This window comes from Kosakonia sp. AG348, from assembly GCF_003337365.1.
Taxonomy (GTDB): Bacteria; Pseudomonadota; Gammaproteobacteria; order Enterobacterales; family Enterobacteriaceae; genus Kosakonia.
Genome location: NZ_QPJR01000008.1, coordinates 125,292 through 139,245, shown reverse-complemented (window position 1 = coordinate 139,245; position 13,954 = coordinate 125,292). Strand labels below are relative to the sequence as shown.

Annotated in this window: 14 protein-coding genes; 7 read left to right on the top strand and 7 right to left on the bottom strand. The window is 55.6% G+C overall.

The annotated features are described in order from the left end of the window. Positions 1–73 precede the first annotated feature (73 nt). Together DFO56_RS18690 and ghrB are read left to right on the top strand one after the other, a co-directional pair. Complete coding sequence (locus DFO56_RS18690; RefSeq protein ID WP_020455695.1) at positions 74–1,363, top strand: MFS transporter; 1,290 nt, start codon at positions 74–76, stop codon at positions 1,361–1,363. Further along, positions 1,360–2,334: a glyoxylate/hydroxypyruvate reductase GhrB gene (ghrB, locus tag DFO56_RS18685; RefSeq protein WP_045507579.1), complete on the top strand. Its 975-nt coding sequence runs from the start codon at positions 1,360–1,362 to the stop codon at positions 2,332–2,334. Before DFO56_RS18690 ends, ghrB begins: the two co-directional genes overlap by 4 nt. 58 nt (positions 2,335–2,392) lie before the next feature. On the opposite strand, the gene DFO56_RS18680 is transcribed toward ghrB, so the two are convergent. Further along, the gene (locus DFO56_RS18680) at positions 2,393–3,106 is read right to left on the bottom strand and encodes a DUF3053 domain-containing protein (RefSeq protein ID WP_020455697.1); all 714 of its coding nucleotides are present in this window, start codon (positions 3,104–3,106) and stop codon (positions 2,393–2,395) included. A gap of 390 nt (positions 3,107–3,496) precedes the next feature. Here DFO56_RS18680 and DFO56_RS18675 point away from each other — a divergent pair, with 390 nt between their 5' ends. Beyond that, on the top strand, positions 3,497–3,790 hold the full coding sequence (locus DFO56_RS18675) for an HTH-type transcriptional regulator (RefSeq protein ID WP_020455698.1): 294 nt from the start codon (positions 3,497–3,499) through the stop codon (positions 3,788–3,790). A gap of 45 nt (positions 3,791–3,835) precedes the next feature. On the opposite strand, the gene DFO56_RS18670 is transcribed toward DFO56_RS18675, so the two are convergent. Continuing rightward, on the bottom strand, positions 3,836–5,455 hold the full coding sequence (locus DFO56_RS18670; protein WP_045507577.1) for an ABC-F family ATP-binding cassette domain-containing protein: 1,620 nt from the start codon (positions 5,453–5,455) through the stop codon (positions 3,836–3,838). Positions 5,456–5,867: 412 nt separating this feature from the next. Between DFO56_RS18670 and DFO56_RS18665 the strand changes: the two genes are divergently transcribed. From DFO56_RS18665 to DFO56_RS18655, 3 genes are read left to right on the top strand one after another with little or no spacing between them, the layout of a single operon-like run. Next, the gene (locus tag DFO56_RS18665) at positions 5,868–6,239 is read left to right on the top strand and encodes a response regulator (protein WP_020455700.1); all 372 of its coding nucleotides are present in this window, start codon (positions 5,868–5,870) and stop codon (positions 6,237–6,239) included. After that, positions 6,236–6,877 carry a chemotaxis protein CheC gene (locus DFO56_RS18660; protein WP_045507574.1) on the top strand — a complete coding sequence of 214 codons (642 nt, stop codon included), beginning with the start codon at positions 6,236–6,238 and terminating at the stop codon, positions 6,875–6,877. The genes DFO56_RS18665 and DFO56_RS18660 overlap by 4 nt, the downstream gene beginning before the upstream one ends. A gap of 2 nt (positions 6,878–6,879) precedes the next feature. Then, positions 6,880–7,857 (top strand): GGDEF domain-containing protein, encoded by a 978-nt coding sequence (locus DFO56_RS18655; RefSeq protein ID WP_045507571.1) that lies wholly within the window; start codon positions 6,880–6,882, stop codon positions 7,855–7,857. A gap of 50 nt (positions 7,858–7,907) precedes the next feature. On the opposite strand, the gene glyS is transcribed toward DFO56_RS18655, so the two are convergent. The 3 genes from glyS to DFO56_RS18640 form a co-directional block, all read right to left on the bottom strand. Continuing rightward, entirely contained in the window at positions 7,908–9,977 is a 2,070-nt protein-coding gene (gene glyS, locus DFO56_RS18650) for a glycine--tRNA ligase subunit beta (RefSeq protein ID WP_020455703.1), read from the bottom strand. Between the two features lie 9 nt (positions 9,978–9,986). Beyond that, positions 9,987–10,898 carry a glycine--tRNA ligase subunit alpha gene (gene glyQ, locus DFO56_RS18645; protein ID WP_020455704.1) on the bottom strand — a complete coding sequence of 304 codons (912 nt, stop codon included), beginning with the start codon at positions 10,896–10,898 and terminating at the stop codon, positions 9,987–9,989. Between the two features lie 136 nt (positions 10,899–11,034). Continuing rightward, entirely contained in the window at positions 11,035–11,334 is a 300-nt protein-coding gene (locus DFO56_RS18640; protein WP_020455705.1) for a YsaB family lipoprotein, read from the bottom strand. Between the two features lie 172 nt (positions 11,335–11,506). On the opposite strand from DFO56_RS18640, the gene DFO56_RS18635 reads away from it, so the two are divergent. Next, the gene (locus DFO56_RS18635) at positions 11,507–12,502 is read left to right on the top strand and encodes an acyltransferase (RefSeq protein ID WP_045507567.1); all 996 of its coding nucleotides are present in this window, start codon (positions 11,507–11,509) and stop codon (positions 12,500–12,502) included. Here the strand turns inward: DFO56_RS18635 and DFO56_RS18630 are convergent. Together DFO56_RS18630 and DFO56_RS18625 are read right to left on the bottom strand one after the other, a co-directional pair. Then, a complete protein-coding gene (locus DFO56_RS18630; protein ID WP_020455707.1) occupies positions 12,495–13,415 on the bottom strand; it encodes a GlxA family transcriptional regulator in 921 nt (306 codons plus the stop codon). The genes DFO56_RS18635 and DFO56_RS18630 overlap by 8 nt on opposite strands. Then, entirely contained in the window at positions 13,415–13,951 is a 537-nt protein-coding gene (locus DFO56_RS18625; RefSeq protein WP_020455708.1) for an isochorismatase family protein, read from the bottom strand. Before DFO56_RS18625 ends, DFO56_RS18630 begins: the two co-directional genes overlap by 1 nt. Positions 13,952–13,954 lie beyond the last annotated feature (3 nt).

The following is a 13,954-nucleotide window of genomic DNA, read 5'->3' as shown; positions in this document are numbered from 1 at the left end:
GCCGCCAAAACATGATTCACCGCTCTGTATCCTACAAACAGGCGGTTACCACCTCAACCACAGAGGCAACCTTATGAACGCTACAAATTCAACAAAACGCTGGCTGTATATCATGCCGATCGTGTTCATTACCTACAGCCTGGCCTATCTCGATCGCGCCAACTTTAGCTTTGCTTCCGCTGCCGGGATTAACGACGATTTAGGCATCACCAAAGGCGTCTCCTCGCTATTAGGCGCGCTGTTCTTTCTTGGCTACTTCTTTTTCCAGATCCCGGGTGCGGTGTACGCCGAACGCCGCAGCGTGCGCAAGCTGATCTTTATCTGCCTGATCCTGTGGGGCGGGTGTGCATCGTTAACCGGTATGGTGAGTAATATCCCGATGCTGGCCGCCATCCGCTTTATCCTCGGCGTGGTGGAAGCCGCCGTGATGCCCGCGATGCTTATCTATATCAGCAACTGGTTTACCAAATCTGAACGTTCACGCGCGAACACGTTCCTGATCCTCGGTAATCCGGTGACCGTGTTGTGGATGTCGGTGGTGTCCGGTTATTTAATCCAGTCCTTCGGCTGGCGCGAAATGTTCATTATCGAAGGTATTCCGGCGGTGATTTGGGCGTTCTGCTGGTGGGTGCTGGTAAAAGATAAACCCGCGCAGGTGAACTGGCTGTCGAACAGTGAGAAAACCGCGCTGCAAACCCAGCTTGATAAAGAACAACAGGGCATTAAAGCGGTGCGCAACTACAGCGAAGCCTTCCGCTCACGCAATGTGGTACTGCTGTGCCTGCAATATTTCGCCTGGAGTATTGGCGTTTATGGTTTTGTCCTGTGGCTGCCATCGATTATTCGCAGCGGTGGTGAAAACCTGGGCATGGTGGAAGTCGGCTGGCTCTCCGCCGTGCCTTACCTGGCGGCGACGCTGGCGATGATCCTCGCCTCGTGGGCATCCGACAAGCTGCAAAACCGCAAACTGTTCGTCTGGCCGCTGCTGCTGATTGGCGCGTTTGCCTTTATCGGCTCATGGGCGGTTGGCGCGAACCACTTCTGGGTCTCTTATTCACTGCTGGTGGTTGCTGGCGCGGCGATGTACGCCCCTTATGGACCTTTCTTCGCCATTATTCCTGAAATGCTGCCGCGCAATGTCGCCGGTGGGGCGATGGCGCTCATCAACAGTATGGGCGCGCTGGGCTCCTTCTGCGGCTCCTGGGTGGTGGGTTATCTCAACGGCGCCACCGGCAGCCCGTCCGCATCGTACATTTTTATGGGGGTGGCGCTTTTCGCCTCCGTATGGCTTACTTTAATTGTTAAGCCTGCTAACAATAAGCAGATTCCGGCAGGCGCACCATCACAAGGGAGAACCGCATGAAGCCATCCATCATCCTGTACAAAGCCTTGCCCGATGATTTGCTGCAACGTCTGGAAACGCATTTCACCGTGACCCGCGTGGCGAACCTGAAACCGGAAACGGTGGCGCAACACGCTGAAGCCTTCGCCAGCGCGCAAGGGTTGCTGGGTTCCAGCGAAAAAGTGGACAGCGAACTGCTGGAGAAAATGCCGCAGCTACGCGCCACGTCGACTGTCTCGGTAGGCTATGACAACTTTGATGTGGATGCGCTAAACGCACGCAAAATTCTGCTGATGCACACCCCGACCGTGCTGACGGAAACGGTCGCCGATACCATCATGGCGCTGGTGCTGAGCAGCGCGCGCCGCGTGGTGGAAGTGGCTGAGCGGGTGAAAGTGGGCGAATGGACATCCGGCATTGGCCCAGACTGGTTTGGTGTTGATGTGCACCATAAAACGCTGGGTATTATTGGCATGGGGCGCATCGGGCTTGCGCTGGCACAGCGCGCGCACTTCGGTTTCGGCATGCCGATCCTCTACAACGCGCGTCGCCACCACACCGAGGCGGAAGAGCGCTTCCAGGCCCGCTATTGCAATTTAGACACACTGCTGAAAGAGTCCGATTTCGTCTGCCTGGTGCTGCCGCTGACGGACGAGACGCATCATCTGATTGGCAAGAAGCAGTTCGAGATGATGAAAAAATCGGCCATCTTTATTAATGCCGGGCGCGGCCCGGTAGTTGATGAAGCGGCGCTGATCGACGCGCTGAAAAACGGCGAGATCCACGCCGCCGGGCTGGATGTCTTTGAGCAAGAGCCACTGCCGGTTGATTCGCCATTGCTGTCGCTGCCCAATGTCGTGGCGCTGCCGCACATCGGTTCTGCAACTCATGAAACGCGCTACAACATGGCGGAGTGCGCGGTAGATAACCTGATCGACGCGCTGAACGGTAAGGTTGAGAAAAACTGCGTTAACCCGCAAGTGGCGCGCTAACGCAAAGCGCAATAAAAAAGAGGCGAACCTGTCGCCTCTTTTTTTTGCCTGCGCCGGATTACTGCTGCGTGGCGGTAACGGCTGCTGTCCAGGCCTGGTTGAACGCCTGATGCTGCGCGGCCAGCGGCGCAATCAGCGCGTTATACTGGCTGGCCTGCTGCGACGTCGGGAACTGAATGCCGTTGGCAACAAAGCTCACCTGTGTGTCCTGTTGAGCAATAAAATCACCCACCTGAACCAGTTGCTGGGTAAATACTTGCGCCGCCGGGATCAGCGGTTGCAAAGCATTTGCCGGATTAGTGACCACTTTGGTAAACACCTGATCGTAAACCGGTTTCAGATCGTCAGCCTGTTTTAACGCGGCATGCGACGCATCGGCCTGCATTTTTGCGTTTTGCAGTTGCTGGCTCAGCACGCCCAGCGAACCGTTGGCCTGGCGAAGCGGTTCACGCTGCGTCATATAATCCTGCGGTACGCGGATAGCATTAACGCTGTCCACCACCGGACGCAGACCGGAGTCCATCGCCTGGTTAACCTGCTGGGAATAGCCATAAATCACAGCATAATCAGAGACAAACGGGCCAAACTGTTTCTTCTGATCCGCCGTCAGCGCGGGCAGTCGTTCGCTGCTGCGCATGGCCGTATTTTGCAGGAAATCGATAAACGCCTTGCGCTGATCGCCTTCTTTGTCGAAACACCCACTCAGGCTTACTACCATTAATAACGCCGCAAGAGGCGCGAACCAGCGAGAGCAGGACTTTCCTGTCGCCATTTTGTTACTCCTTTCACCCATAAAAGCGCATACCGGCACACGCGTGCCTGAAGGCTTACAAGAATAGTCCAGGTCTGCTTCGCAAGATACCCCTTCAATGCATTCTTAAACGCGCGAAACCGACCTGGCATGAAATTTTCCGCGAATCGGTACAGATTATTCTTAATCGAAAATTCTGCTGAAGGTTTACAAAAATATACTGAATAAGAGCAGCCTGAGCGTAATCAAGCAATTAAGCGGTAACGGAAAGTCAAAACGTGCATTTCAACAGCATCAAAACGTTTCGACGCATAAATAATCACTGGCGCAACCACCACACCAGGAATTTTCACGACTATTCTTAATGAGCTGTATCACGATCCCGCTGTGTGATTTTACGAGGAGTTCTCGATGGAATATAAAGATCCAGAATTTGAGCTGTTGAGCAGCCTGGAACAAATTGTTTTTAAAAATGACGTAACGCAGCCGGTAACCCTGAGCAAGAAGCAGAATTACTTTAGTGACTTTGAACAATTGCGACGTGGAACCGGGCTTAAAATTGATGACTTCGCTCGTGCCATGGGAGTCTCAGTATCGATGGTGCATGAATGGGAATCACAACGTATAAAACCCACTGCCACCGAGATGAAACTGATGCGTCTGATTCATGCGAACCCAACGCTCAGTAAGCAGTTAATTGAATAAATAGTGATGGTAGAACCCCCGATAATCCGGGGGTTAATGTCCACCTTACTCCGCTTCGCAGTACCAGCCCTCTTCCCGCCATACCAGACTGTGCGTAAGCTTTAATCCCTGAAGAAATGACGCATCATGAGACACCACCAGCATCGCGCCAGGAAATGTCGCCAGCGCCGCTTCAATCGCCTGCGTTGACGCCAGATCGAGGTGGTTCGTCGGCTCATCCAGCAGCAGCAACTGCGTGGCAGCGCGCCGCCACAGTACGCACGCCAGCGCCGCTTTTAAACGCTCCCCGCCGCTCAGCGCCGCCATCGGTAACACCACTTTATCTGCCCCCAGTTGCAGTTGCGCCAGGCGGGTGCGCAGCAGGCCCTCCTCCATCGGTGTATCGCCAGCATTGAGATGTGCCAGCACCGATAACGAGAGATCGAGCTGCGATAAGTGCTGATCGAGGTACGCGCAGGTAACCGCGCGCTGGCACAGTCCGGCGCGGGGAGCCAGCTCACCGAGGATCACTTTCAGCAGCGTCGATTTACCGCAACCATTCGGCCCGCGCACCGCTACGCGCATTGGGCCGTCCATTCGCCAGTTAAGCGGAGGAAGCGCTACGTGCGGCAGCAGCACATCCTCCATCACCAGCACCTGCTTACCTTCAGGAAGATGGCTGCCAGGCAGCGTAAACAGTACCGGCATCTCCTCTTCCACCCGTTCGCGCGCCTGGTTAACGGCGGTGTTAAGCGTGTCATTCTGATCGCGGTGCTGCTTGCGCCAGCTATCGGGGCGCTCTTTCGCCGCGTTCTTGTATTTTACGCGTTCAAACGAGGCGATATTTAACGAATCCACCGTTCGCAGCGTCTGCGCCGAGCGCCGCTGGCTGGCATCATGCTCTTTTTGCATCCTGCTGCGGGTACGGCGACGCTCGTTGACGGCGTGTTCAAGCATTGCCCGCGCGGCTTGCTGTTCCGCATCGCGCTGGCGCTGATAGTCGTCATAATTACCGCCATAACTGCGCAACCCGGCGGACGTGAGCTCAAGAATGCGCGGCATCAGCGCCAGCAATTCGCGATCGTGAGTCGCCACCAGCGCCCCACCGTTTCGCTGCGCCAGCTGTGCGTAAAACCACTCACGCCCCTGCCTGTCGAGGTGGTTGGTCGGTTCATCCAGCAGCAGATAATCTGTCCTGGCGATAAACGCACTGCATAACAGTGCCCGCACGCGCTCGCCACCGCTCAGCGTAATGGCAGGTCTATTCGGGTCAAAAGCGGGAAGTCTGGCGTCAGAAAAAGCCGCTGCCAGGCGTTCCGGTAGATCCCAGTAGCCTTCAAGTTTGTCGAGATCGTCGGGCTGGTAAGCGCCCTGTTCGACGCGCTCGCGGGCGGCGAAAACGTCTGTGTAACCAAGCAGTTCCGCAAGCGTGGTATGCGCGGAAACCGCATGCTGCTGTGCAACATACGTATGTGTGCCGAAGCGTTCGATATGCCCGCAGGCCGGTGTGGCTAGCCCGGCCAGCAGACGGAGTAATTGTGTTTTGCCCACGCCATTACGCCCCACCAGGCCGCACAGCGACGGTTCAAGGGAGAGGGTAAGCGGGCCAAAAAGCGTCTCGCCCGTCGCAAACTTACAGGTGAGCTGATGCAAAATAAAAGCGGGGATCTGGGCGCAATGAGCCATAAGCACTCCTGAATGAAATCAATACATCCCCTGCCGACGCCTGCGCGTTTAGCAAGGATCCGAGTTCATCAGTCGTGTTTGTTCATTTTCAGAAAGCGCTCCGGTGAGACGAGAAGTTCGTCGCGGCAAAGAATAGCCGCATCATCTGCCCTCTTCAAGGCTAAATTTTCACCATCTCGTCATAAAGAGGCTAATCATTTGCATGTTATTGCCGATGAATATGGTGACTTAACCAAAAGCAGCAGGCCGTGCGTGTAAACCGGGAAGAGAATTTAACAAAGGAAAATACGAAACAGCGCGTTATGTGAAACATAACGATGTTGAGACGTTAAGCCGCATTCATCAGGGAAGAGAGCCACCCCGGGCGCTGTGCATTGTCCTTTTCAGGCAATGAATCACCAGACGAGAATGAATGATGTCGAAATATATCCTGATTGTCGATGACAGCCGCCTGTCACGCATGATTTCACGCCAGTATGTGCTCAGCCTGCACAAGGACTGGAAAATCGACGAAGCCGGAACGGGCGAAGAGGCGATCGAACTGGCATCGGCGCACACACCTTTTGCGATCCTGCTGGATGTAAACATGCCGGGTATTGGCGGCATGGAAACCGCTTCGCGCATCCGCCAGACGCACCCAGGTACGCATATCATTCTGCTCACCGCCAACGTTCAGCACTCCATACAAACCGCTGCGCAAACGCTCGGTCTTGGCTTCCTGCCAAAACCGCTGAAAGAGCCGCAACTCCACGCGTTGTTGAACGATCTGGAGGCACATCCATGAGCGAATTGCCGGATATCAGCGAAATTGAAACCGACAGCCTGATGGAGATTTTTAACATCGGTGTCGGTCAGGCCGCCGCCGCGATGAGCAATATCGTCAATGAAGAAGTGCGTATGTCGGTGCCGACGATCCGCTTTACGCCGCGCTCTGAAGCCGCTGAAGAGTTAGGCGCGGGCATCTCGTTATTCGGTATTAGCCAGCACTATCAGGGCGCGTATGCCACCGAAGCGATTTTGATGTTTCCTGAAGCCGCCAGTTTTGAAATTGTGCGCATGATGGTCGGCGACCTGATCCCCGCGCATGAGTTGGGCGAGATGGAACGCGAAGCGATAAGCGAAATTGGCAATATTGTGCTCAACGCCTGCGTCGGGACGCTGGCCAATATGTTCCAGAAAGAGCTGCAAGGTTCGCTGCCCGTCGTTCGTGTGGGCAGTAGCAAGCAGATCCTCAATCCGAATAAAGATGACAACGACCCGCTGGTGATGATGCTGCGTATCGATTTTGCGCTTGAGCGCCAGCAGATTCAGGGATATCTCGCCTTTATCCTTGATATGTCCGCGCTGCGTGACTTACGTGAACAGATCCGGCTTTATATCAGCCGCGTAGAAACCGGCAGTGTTCCAGACGGAATGCACTGAAAATGAAAGATACGTTGCTGTTTGATGCCTTTTCATCTTTAAGCCTCGGTGTGATCATTGTTGATGCACACTACCGTATCGCCCTGTGGAACGCGTGGTTAGAAACGCACACCGGGCGTGCGGCCTGCGACACGGTTGGTGAGGATTTTTTTAGCGTATTTCCCGACCTGGTGTATCACCGTGTCGGCGATGCGATTCGTCAGGCTATTGGCCACAATTTATCGGCCCTGCTTTCGCAATCTTTGCACCGTTCACCCTTCCCGCTCTACGCCGAACCGTCACGCCCCGGCGCGCGCCTGAGCCAGGCGGTCACCATTGTGCCGTTAGGCGAGACGGAACGTTATTGCCTGATTCAGATAGTCGATGTTACCGCCGCCGTGCGCCGCGAATCCTTACTGCGTGAACAGGCGCATGAGCTTTTATCGCAATCGCTGTCCGATGGGCTTACCGGCGTGGGTAACCGCCGTTATTTCGATCTTTGCATTGAGCGTGAATGGCGCGCCAGCAAGCGCAATAACAAGCCGCTGTCGCTGCTGCTGATTGATGTGGATTATTTCAAACTTTATAACGACTGCAATGGTCACCAGCGCGGTGACGAGTGCTTACAGCAAATCGCCACCGCGATGCGCGGCGCGCTGAAAAACCCTGCCGATGTCCTGTTCCGTTACGGCGGCGAGGAGTTCTGCGCCCTGTTACCTGAAACCCGCTGTGCTGATGCCGTTGAGCTCGCCGAGACACTCCGCACCAGCGTCCAGTTGCTGGATTTGCCCCACGCCAGTTCCCCTGGCGGTATCATCAGCGTCAGTATTGGCGTCGCCAGTCTTTGCCAGAAAAGCCACACCGAGTACGGGCAGCTTATCCAGAGCGCCGACAATGCGCTGTATGAAGCCAAACGCGCAGGCCGTAACAACGTTCGCGTCAATTCGACGTTTACGACGTTCGACCCTTACCCCGGCGAACAAAACACGCCACAGCCCTGACGCCAGACATAAAAAAACCCGCCGCAGCGGGTTTTTTATTGCCATGACGATTACTGCAGCAGAGAGATATCCGCCACCTGCAGGAACAGTTCACGCAGTTTAGACAGCAATGTCAGACGGTTGATACGCACGTCTTTGTCGTCGGCATTCACCATCACGTTCTCAAAGAACTCATCCACCGGCTCGCGCAGCTGCGCCAGTTCGATTAATGCGTCCTGATAACGGCCTTCGGCAAAGTACGGCTGCAGCTTATCGCGCAGCACTACCAGGTTACCCGCCAGCTTAATTTCCGCCGCTTCTTTCAGCACCGAGGCGTGAACGATATCGTTCAGCGTCTCATCGGATTTCGCCAGGATATTGGAAACGCGCTTGTTCGCTGCCGCCAGCGCCGCCGCTTCGTCGAGCGTACGGAAGTGCGAAACCGCCTTCATACGCGCATCGAAATCTGCCGGTTTGGTCGGACGACGCGCCAGCACCGCCTGAATGGTATCCACGCTGTAGCCTTCGTCCTGATACCAGGCACGGAAACGGCCCAGCATAAAGTCGATCACATCATCGACCACTTTCGCGTTGGTCAGCTTGTCGCCGTACAGACGCACCGCTTCTTCGGTCAGGGTTTGCAGATCCAGCGCCAGGTTCTTCTCAACGATAATACGCAGCACGCCCAGCGCCGCGCGGCGCAGTGCGAACGGGTCTTTATCGCCTTTCGGATGCTGCCCGATACCGAAGATCCCCGCGAGAGTGTCCATCTTATCGGCAATCGCCAGCGCGCAGGCGATCGGGTTCGACGGCAGTTCATCACCGGCAAAACGCGGCTGATACTGCTCGTTCAGCGCCACAGCAACATCTTCTGCTTCGCCGTCGTGACGCGCATAGTGCATGCCCATCACGCCCTGGGTGTCGGTGAATTCGAACACCATGTTGGTCATCAGATCGCATTTGGAAAGCAGACCCGCGCGCGTGGCGTGATTCACATCCGCGCCAATCTGCCCGGCAATCCAGCCCGCCAGCGCCTGAATACGATCGGTCTTGTCGCGCAGCGTACCCAGTTGTTGCTGGAACAGCACAGTTTGCAGACGCGGCAGATGATCTTCGAGGCGTTTTTTACGGTCGGTATTGAAGAAGAACTCGGCATCCGCCAGACGCGGGCGCACCACTTTTTCGTTACCGGAGATAATCTGCTGCGGATCTTTCGATTCGATGTTAGCGACGAAGATAAAGTTCGGCAGCAGTTTGCCGTCATTGCCATACACCGGGAAGTACTTCTGGTCACCTTTCATGGTGTAAACCAGCGCTTCCGCCGGAACGGCGAGGAATTTCTCTTCGAACTTCGCGGTCAGCACCACCGGCCATTCCACCAGCGAGGTCACTTCTTCCAGCAGGCTGTCGCTCAGATCGGCATTACCGCCAATCTTACGCGCCGCTTCTTCAGCATCCGCTTTGATTTTCGCTTTACGCGCGTCGTAATCGGCGATCACTTTGCCGCGCTCCAGCAGAATTTGCGGGTACTGATCGGCGTTATCGATGGTGAACTCCGGCTCGCCCATAAAGCGGTGGCCGCGAATCACGCGATCGGACTGAATACCCAGAATGGTTGCCGGAATAACGGTGTCGCCCAGCAGCAGCGTAACGGTATGAACCGGACGAACAAACGTCACATCCGACGCGCCCCAGCGCATCAGTTTCGGGATCGGCAGCTTGCCAAGCGAGTTAGCAATCATGTTCGGCAGCAGCGTTTCCACGCTTTCGCCTTTGACATGCGCACGATAGAGCAGCCATTCACCTTTGTCGGTGGTCAGACGCTCGGCCTGATCGACAGTGATACCGCAACCACGCGCCCAACCTTCAGCCGCTTTGCTCGGCTTACCTTCCGCGTCAAACGCCTGGGCAATTGCCGGGCCGCGTTTTTCAACTTCGCGATCCGGCTGGGAAGCCGCCAGTTTCGCGACTTTTACCGCCAGACGGCGCGGCGCGGCGAACCACTGCACGTCGCCATGGGTGACACCCGCCGCATCCAGCTCAGCAGTAACGTTGGCAGCGAAGGACTCGGCCAGGCTGCGCAGGGCTTTTGGTGGCAGCTCTTCGGTGCCGATTTCCACCAGGAAAGTTTTCTCAGACATGGCCGCCTCTTATTTATTTCTGTTACACATCGGGAAGCCAAGGGCTTCACGGGAAGCGTAATACGCTTCAGCCACTGCTTTGGTCAGCGTGCGGATGCGCAGAATATAGCGCTGACGTTCCGTCACGGAGATGGCTTTACGCGCATCCAGCAGGTTGAAGCTATGGGCGGCCTTCAGAATGCGCTCGTAGGCAGGCAGCGGCAGCGGGTTTTCCAGCGCCAGCAGCTGCTGCGCTTCTTTTTCATACTGCTCGAAGCAGGTGAACAGGAAGTCGACATCCGCGTATTCGAAGTTGTAAGTGGATTGCTCCACTTCGTTTTGATGGAACACGTCGCCGTAAGTGGTTTTACCCAGCGGGCCGTCGCTCCAGACCAGGTCGTAAACACTGTCCACGCCCTGAATGTACATCGCCAGACGTTCCAGACCGTAGGTGATTTCACCGGTAACCGGTTTACACTCCAGACCGCCAACTTGCTGGAAGTAGGTAAACTGCGTCACTTCCATGCCGTTCAGCCACACTTCCCAGCCCAGACCCCAGGCACCCAGCGTCGGGTTTTCCCAGTTGTCTTCCACGAAACGAATATCGTGAATGGTCGGATCCATACCCAGCTCTTTCAGTGACCCGAGGTACAGCTCCTGAATGTTATCCGGAGACGGTTTAATCACCACCTGGAACTGATAATAGTGCTGTAAACGGTTCGGGTTTTCGCCATAGCGTCCATCGGTCGGACGGCGGGAAGGTTGCACATACGCGGTTGCCATCGGTTCTGGCCCCAGCGCGCGCAGGCTGGTCATTGGGTGCGATGTACCGGCGCCCACTTCCATGTCCAGAGGTTGAACAATGGTACAGCCCTGACGAGCCCAATAATCCTGTAAGGTCAGGATCAGACCCTGAAAGGTCCTGGTATCAAACTTTTGCATATTCTTTCGTGCTGGATACGTGTGGATTTAAAGGAAGCGCCCAGTATACCCGCTGGCTGCAAGATATACAGTACGAAACGGGTTTGTTTAAGGAAAATTGGGGAAAGCACGCGCCGTCGGGCGGGAATCTGGCGGTTTAGCGCATCGAAAGGTGTAAAAATTGGCCTTCCGCGTCAAAAGTGCAGACAAAGGCTTCCCGGCGCGGCGTCATGCCCCGCATTTCATAGCTGCCCTGAAATTGTTCAAAGCCAGTGACATCAATTTGCTGTACGCCGGTGTTGTAACGGCGAGCGGCGTTTTGTCTGCACAAATTTTCCATATCCAGCGAATGTTCGGGGCCGGGTCTGGCTTTTTGCGCTTGCTGCGCGGGAATATCTGCAGAGGCGCTGCAGCCAGCTAATAGCAGCACCAGCGCGGGGACAATACACTTCATCATTTTTATCACTGCCTGCTCGCGGGCTGTTATTTTTAAAGGCGGGGAACGCAAATTTTGCAAATCTGCGCAAAACGCACAAGCAAGAGCGGTAAAACTCAGAATTATCTAATGAGATGGGCGGATAATCTTACAGTCTGAGGGAGTTGTCTTTAACGTGAACACAGAGGAACTGATGCAGTCGAAAATTTACTGGATAGATAATCTGCGAGGGATAGCCTGTTTAATGGTAGTGATGATCCATACCACTACCTGGTACATTACCAATCCTGCCAGTATTACCACTTTCGACTGGAATATCGCCAATATCCTCAACTCCGCTTCACGCGTCAGCGTGCCGCTGTTTTTTATGATTTCCGGCTACCTCTTTTTTGGCGAACGCAGCGCACAGCCGCGCCACTTCTTGCGCATCGCGCTTTGTCTGGTGTTCTACAGCCTTATCGCCCTGCTCTATATCGTGCTGTTCACCTCGATTAACAGCGAGCTGTCGTTGAAAAACCTGCTGCAAAAACCGGTGTTTTATCACCTGTGGTTTTTCTTCGCCATTATCGTCATTTACCTGGTGTCGCCATTGATTCAGGTGAAAGCGCTCAGCGGCAAAATGTTGCTGGCATTAGTGGTGGTGATTGGCATTGTGGCCAACCCGAATACGGTGCCGCAGAAAATCGGCGGTTTTGAGTGGCTGCCGGTCAATCTTTATATTGGCGGGGATACGTTTTACTACATTCTGTACGGCATGCTGGGGCGCGCTATCGGCATGATGGAGACGCAAAAACGGGCATTAAGCTGGGCCTGCGCCGCCCTGTTTTTAGCTGCGGTGTTTGTGATTTCACGCGGTACGCTCAATGAGCTGAAATGGCGCGGCAATTTCGCCGATACCTGGTATCTCTACTGCGGGCCGATGGTCTTTCTTTGCGCCATCGCGCTGTTTACGCTCATCAAAAACACGCTGAATAGCCGCACGCTGCCGGGGCTGACGCTGATTTCTCACCATTCGCTGGGTATTTACGGTTTTCACGCGCTGATTATTCACGCCCTGCGCACGCGCGGCGTTGAAATCCACGCTTCACCGCTGCTCGATATAGTATGGATTTTCACTGCCACGCTGCTGGCGAGCCTGGCGCTGTCGATGCTGGTGCAACGCCTCGACAAACGCCGTTTCGTCAGTTAATGGCACGCTGGCGCGCACGCTGTAGCTGGCGCGGCGAGGAGAAACCGGCGGCAAGTGCGGCCTGCTCGGTGCCGCGCCCTTGCAACAGATACTGTTCGGCAATCACCAGCCGCAGCTGCTCCAGATAATCACGCACGCTGATCCCGAGATGTTGCTGGAACAGGCGCGTTAAATGTCGGGGGCTGACGTGCGCCCGCTCGGCAATGTCGCTCAGTTGCCAGGCTTTTTGCGGCTCCGCCGTCAACGCATCTTGTGCGCGATGCACCGCCGGATGCAGGTGGTTACGGTAGCGCAGCCACGGTGAAATTTGCGGATCTTCCCCGGAACGGCGGAACCAGACCACCATTTCCCGCGCTACCGCCAGCGCCGTCTCCGGCCCGCAAAACCGGTTAATCAGATGCAGCGCCAGATCAATACCGGAGGTGATGCCCGCACTGGTCCAGATGCTGCGATCCTCAATGAAAATACGGTTCTCTTTAACCAGCGCCGCAGGTGCCACCGCGCGTAAACGGGCAATGACATCATGGTGAGTGGTGCACTGAATGCCGTTCATCAGACCGGCCTTCGCCGCCAGCACTGCGCCGGAACAGACGCACATCAACGTAATGCTCTGGCTGTGGATCAGCGGTTGCAGGCGCATCAGCCAGTGCCGCACCGCGTTCGCCTGCGGCGTATCAAATAACCGTGAGGAATCTGACACACCTGGCAGCACCAGCAGGCTGCCTTCCGGCAAGGTATCCGGTAGCGGTGCAATATTTCCCATCGTCAGGCCAATCGAGGTCGACACACTCGCTTCCGGCCCAACGTAGTGCAGGCGAAAAGCGTTACCTGCCAGCGCGAAGGTTTCCGCCGGGCCGGTCATATCCAGCGCCAGAACGCCGGGCAACATCACAAACCAGACATCTGTGGTCATTACAGTTCCAGAATTTCGTGGACGGTTTTAATGGCAGCGAAGCGGCCTTCCAGCACGGTTTCAGTGCGGTGGCGCAGCGCGTTGCAATCCAGCGTAACCCCTTTATGTGTCATCGGGAAGGTCAGTGTCGCTTCGCTGACAAAGGTCACGCGATACCCCAGATCCGATGCGACGCGCGCGGTGGTTTCACAGCACTGCTCGGTGCGAATACCGCAAATAATCAGGTGGTTGATGTCGCGGCTGCGCAGCCAGTGATCGAGCCCGGTATCGGTAAACGCATTGTGCACATGCTTATAAAACGTTACGGCGGCGCGGTGTTGCAGGAAGGGCATCGGCGTGACAAAACCGCTCTCCAGCGAAAACGGCCCGCTATCGGCGACATGAAAGATATCGACTACCGGTACGCCACGTGCTTCACAGCCAGCGATAAGCGTGGAGATGGCCTGCTGAAACGCGGCGAAATCCGTATCTTGCCAGTAGTCACGATGGAAAAAAGATTGCTGTGTGTCGATGTTAATCAGCGCGGTGCGGGACATTTC

What these genes read in the sequence shown, in the direction of transcription:
- ghrB (WP_045507579.1), top strand. Translation starts at nt 1,360, where the DNA reads ATGAAGCCATCCATCATCCTGTACAAAGCCTTGCCCGATGATTTGCTG.
- DFO56_RS18675 (WP_020455698.1), top strand. Translation starts at nt 3,497, where the DNA reads ATGGAATATAAAGATCCAGAATTTGAGCTGTTGAGCAGCCTGGAACAA.
- glyS (WP_020455703.1), bottom strand. Translation starts at nt 9,977, where the DNA reads ATGTCTGAGAAAACTTTCCTGGTGGAAATCGGCACCGAAGAGCTGCCA.
- DFO56_RS18635 (WP_045507567.1), top strand. Translation starts at nt 11,507, where the DNA reads ATGCAGTCGAAAATTTACTGGATAGATAATCTGCGAGGGATAGCCTGT.
- DFO56_RS18690 (WP_020455695.1), top strand. Translation starts at nt 74, where the DNA reads ATGAACGCTACAAATTCAACAAAACGCTGGCTGTATATCATGCCGATC.
- DFO56_RS18640 (WP_020455705.1), bottom strand. Translation starts at nt 11,334, where the DNA reads ATGATGAAGTGTATTGTCCCCGCGCTGGTGCTGCTATTAGCTGGCTGC.
- DFO56_RS18625 (WP_020455708.1), bottom strand. Translation starts at nt 13,951, where the DNA reads ATGTCCCGCACCGCGCTGATTAACATCGACACACAGCAATCTTTTTTC.
- DFO56_RS18670 (WP_045507577.1), bottom strand. Translation starts at nt 5,455, where the DNA reads ATGGCTCATTGCGCCCAGATCCCCGCTTTTATTTTGCATCAGCTCACC.
- DFO56_RS18680 (WP_020455697.1), bottom strand. Translation starts at nt 3,106, where the DNA reads ATGGCGACAGGAAAGTCCTGCTCTCGCTGGTTCGCGCCTCTTGCGGCG.
- DFO56_RS18655 (WP_045507571.1), top strand. Translation starts at nt 6,880, where the DNA reads ATGAAAGATACGTTGCTGTTTGATGCCTTTTCATCTTTAAGCCTCGGT.
- DFO56_RS18630 (WP_020455707.1), bottom strand. Translation starts at nt 13,415, where the DNA reads ATGACCACAGATGTCTGGTTTGTGATGTTGCCCGGCGTTCTGGCGCTG.
- DFO56_RS18665 (WP_020455700.1), top strand. Translation starts at nt 5,868, where the DNA reads ATGATGTCGAAATATATCCTGATTGTCGATGACAGCCGCCTGTCACGC.
- glyQ (WP_020455704.1), bottom strand. Translation starts at nt 10,898, where the DNA reads ATGCAAAAGTTTGATACCAGGACCTTTCAGGGTCTGATCCTGACCTTA.
- DFO56_RS18660 (WP_045507574.1), top strand. Translation starts at nt 6,236, where the DNA reads ATGAGCGAATTGCCGGATATCAGCGAAATTGAAACCGACAGCCTGATG.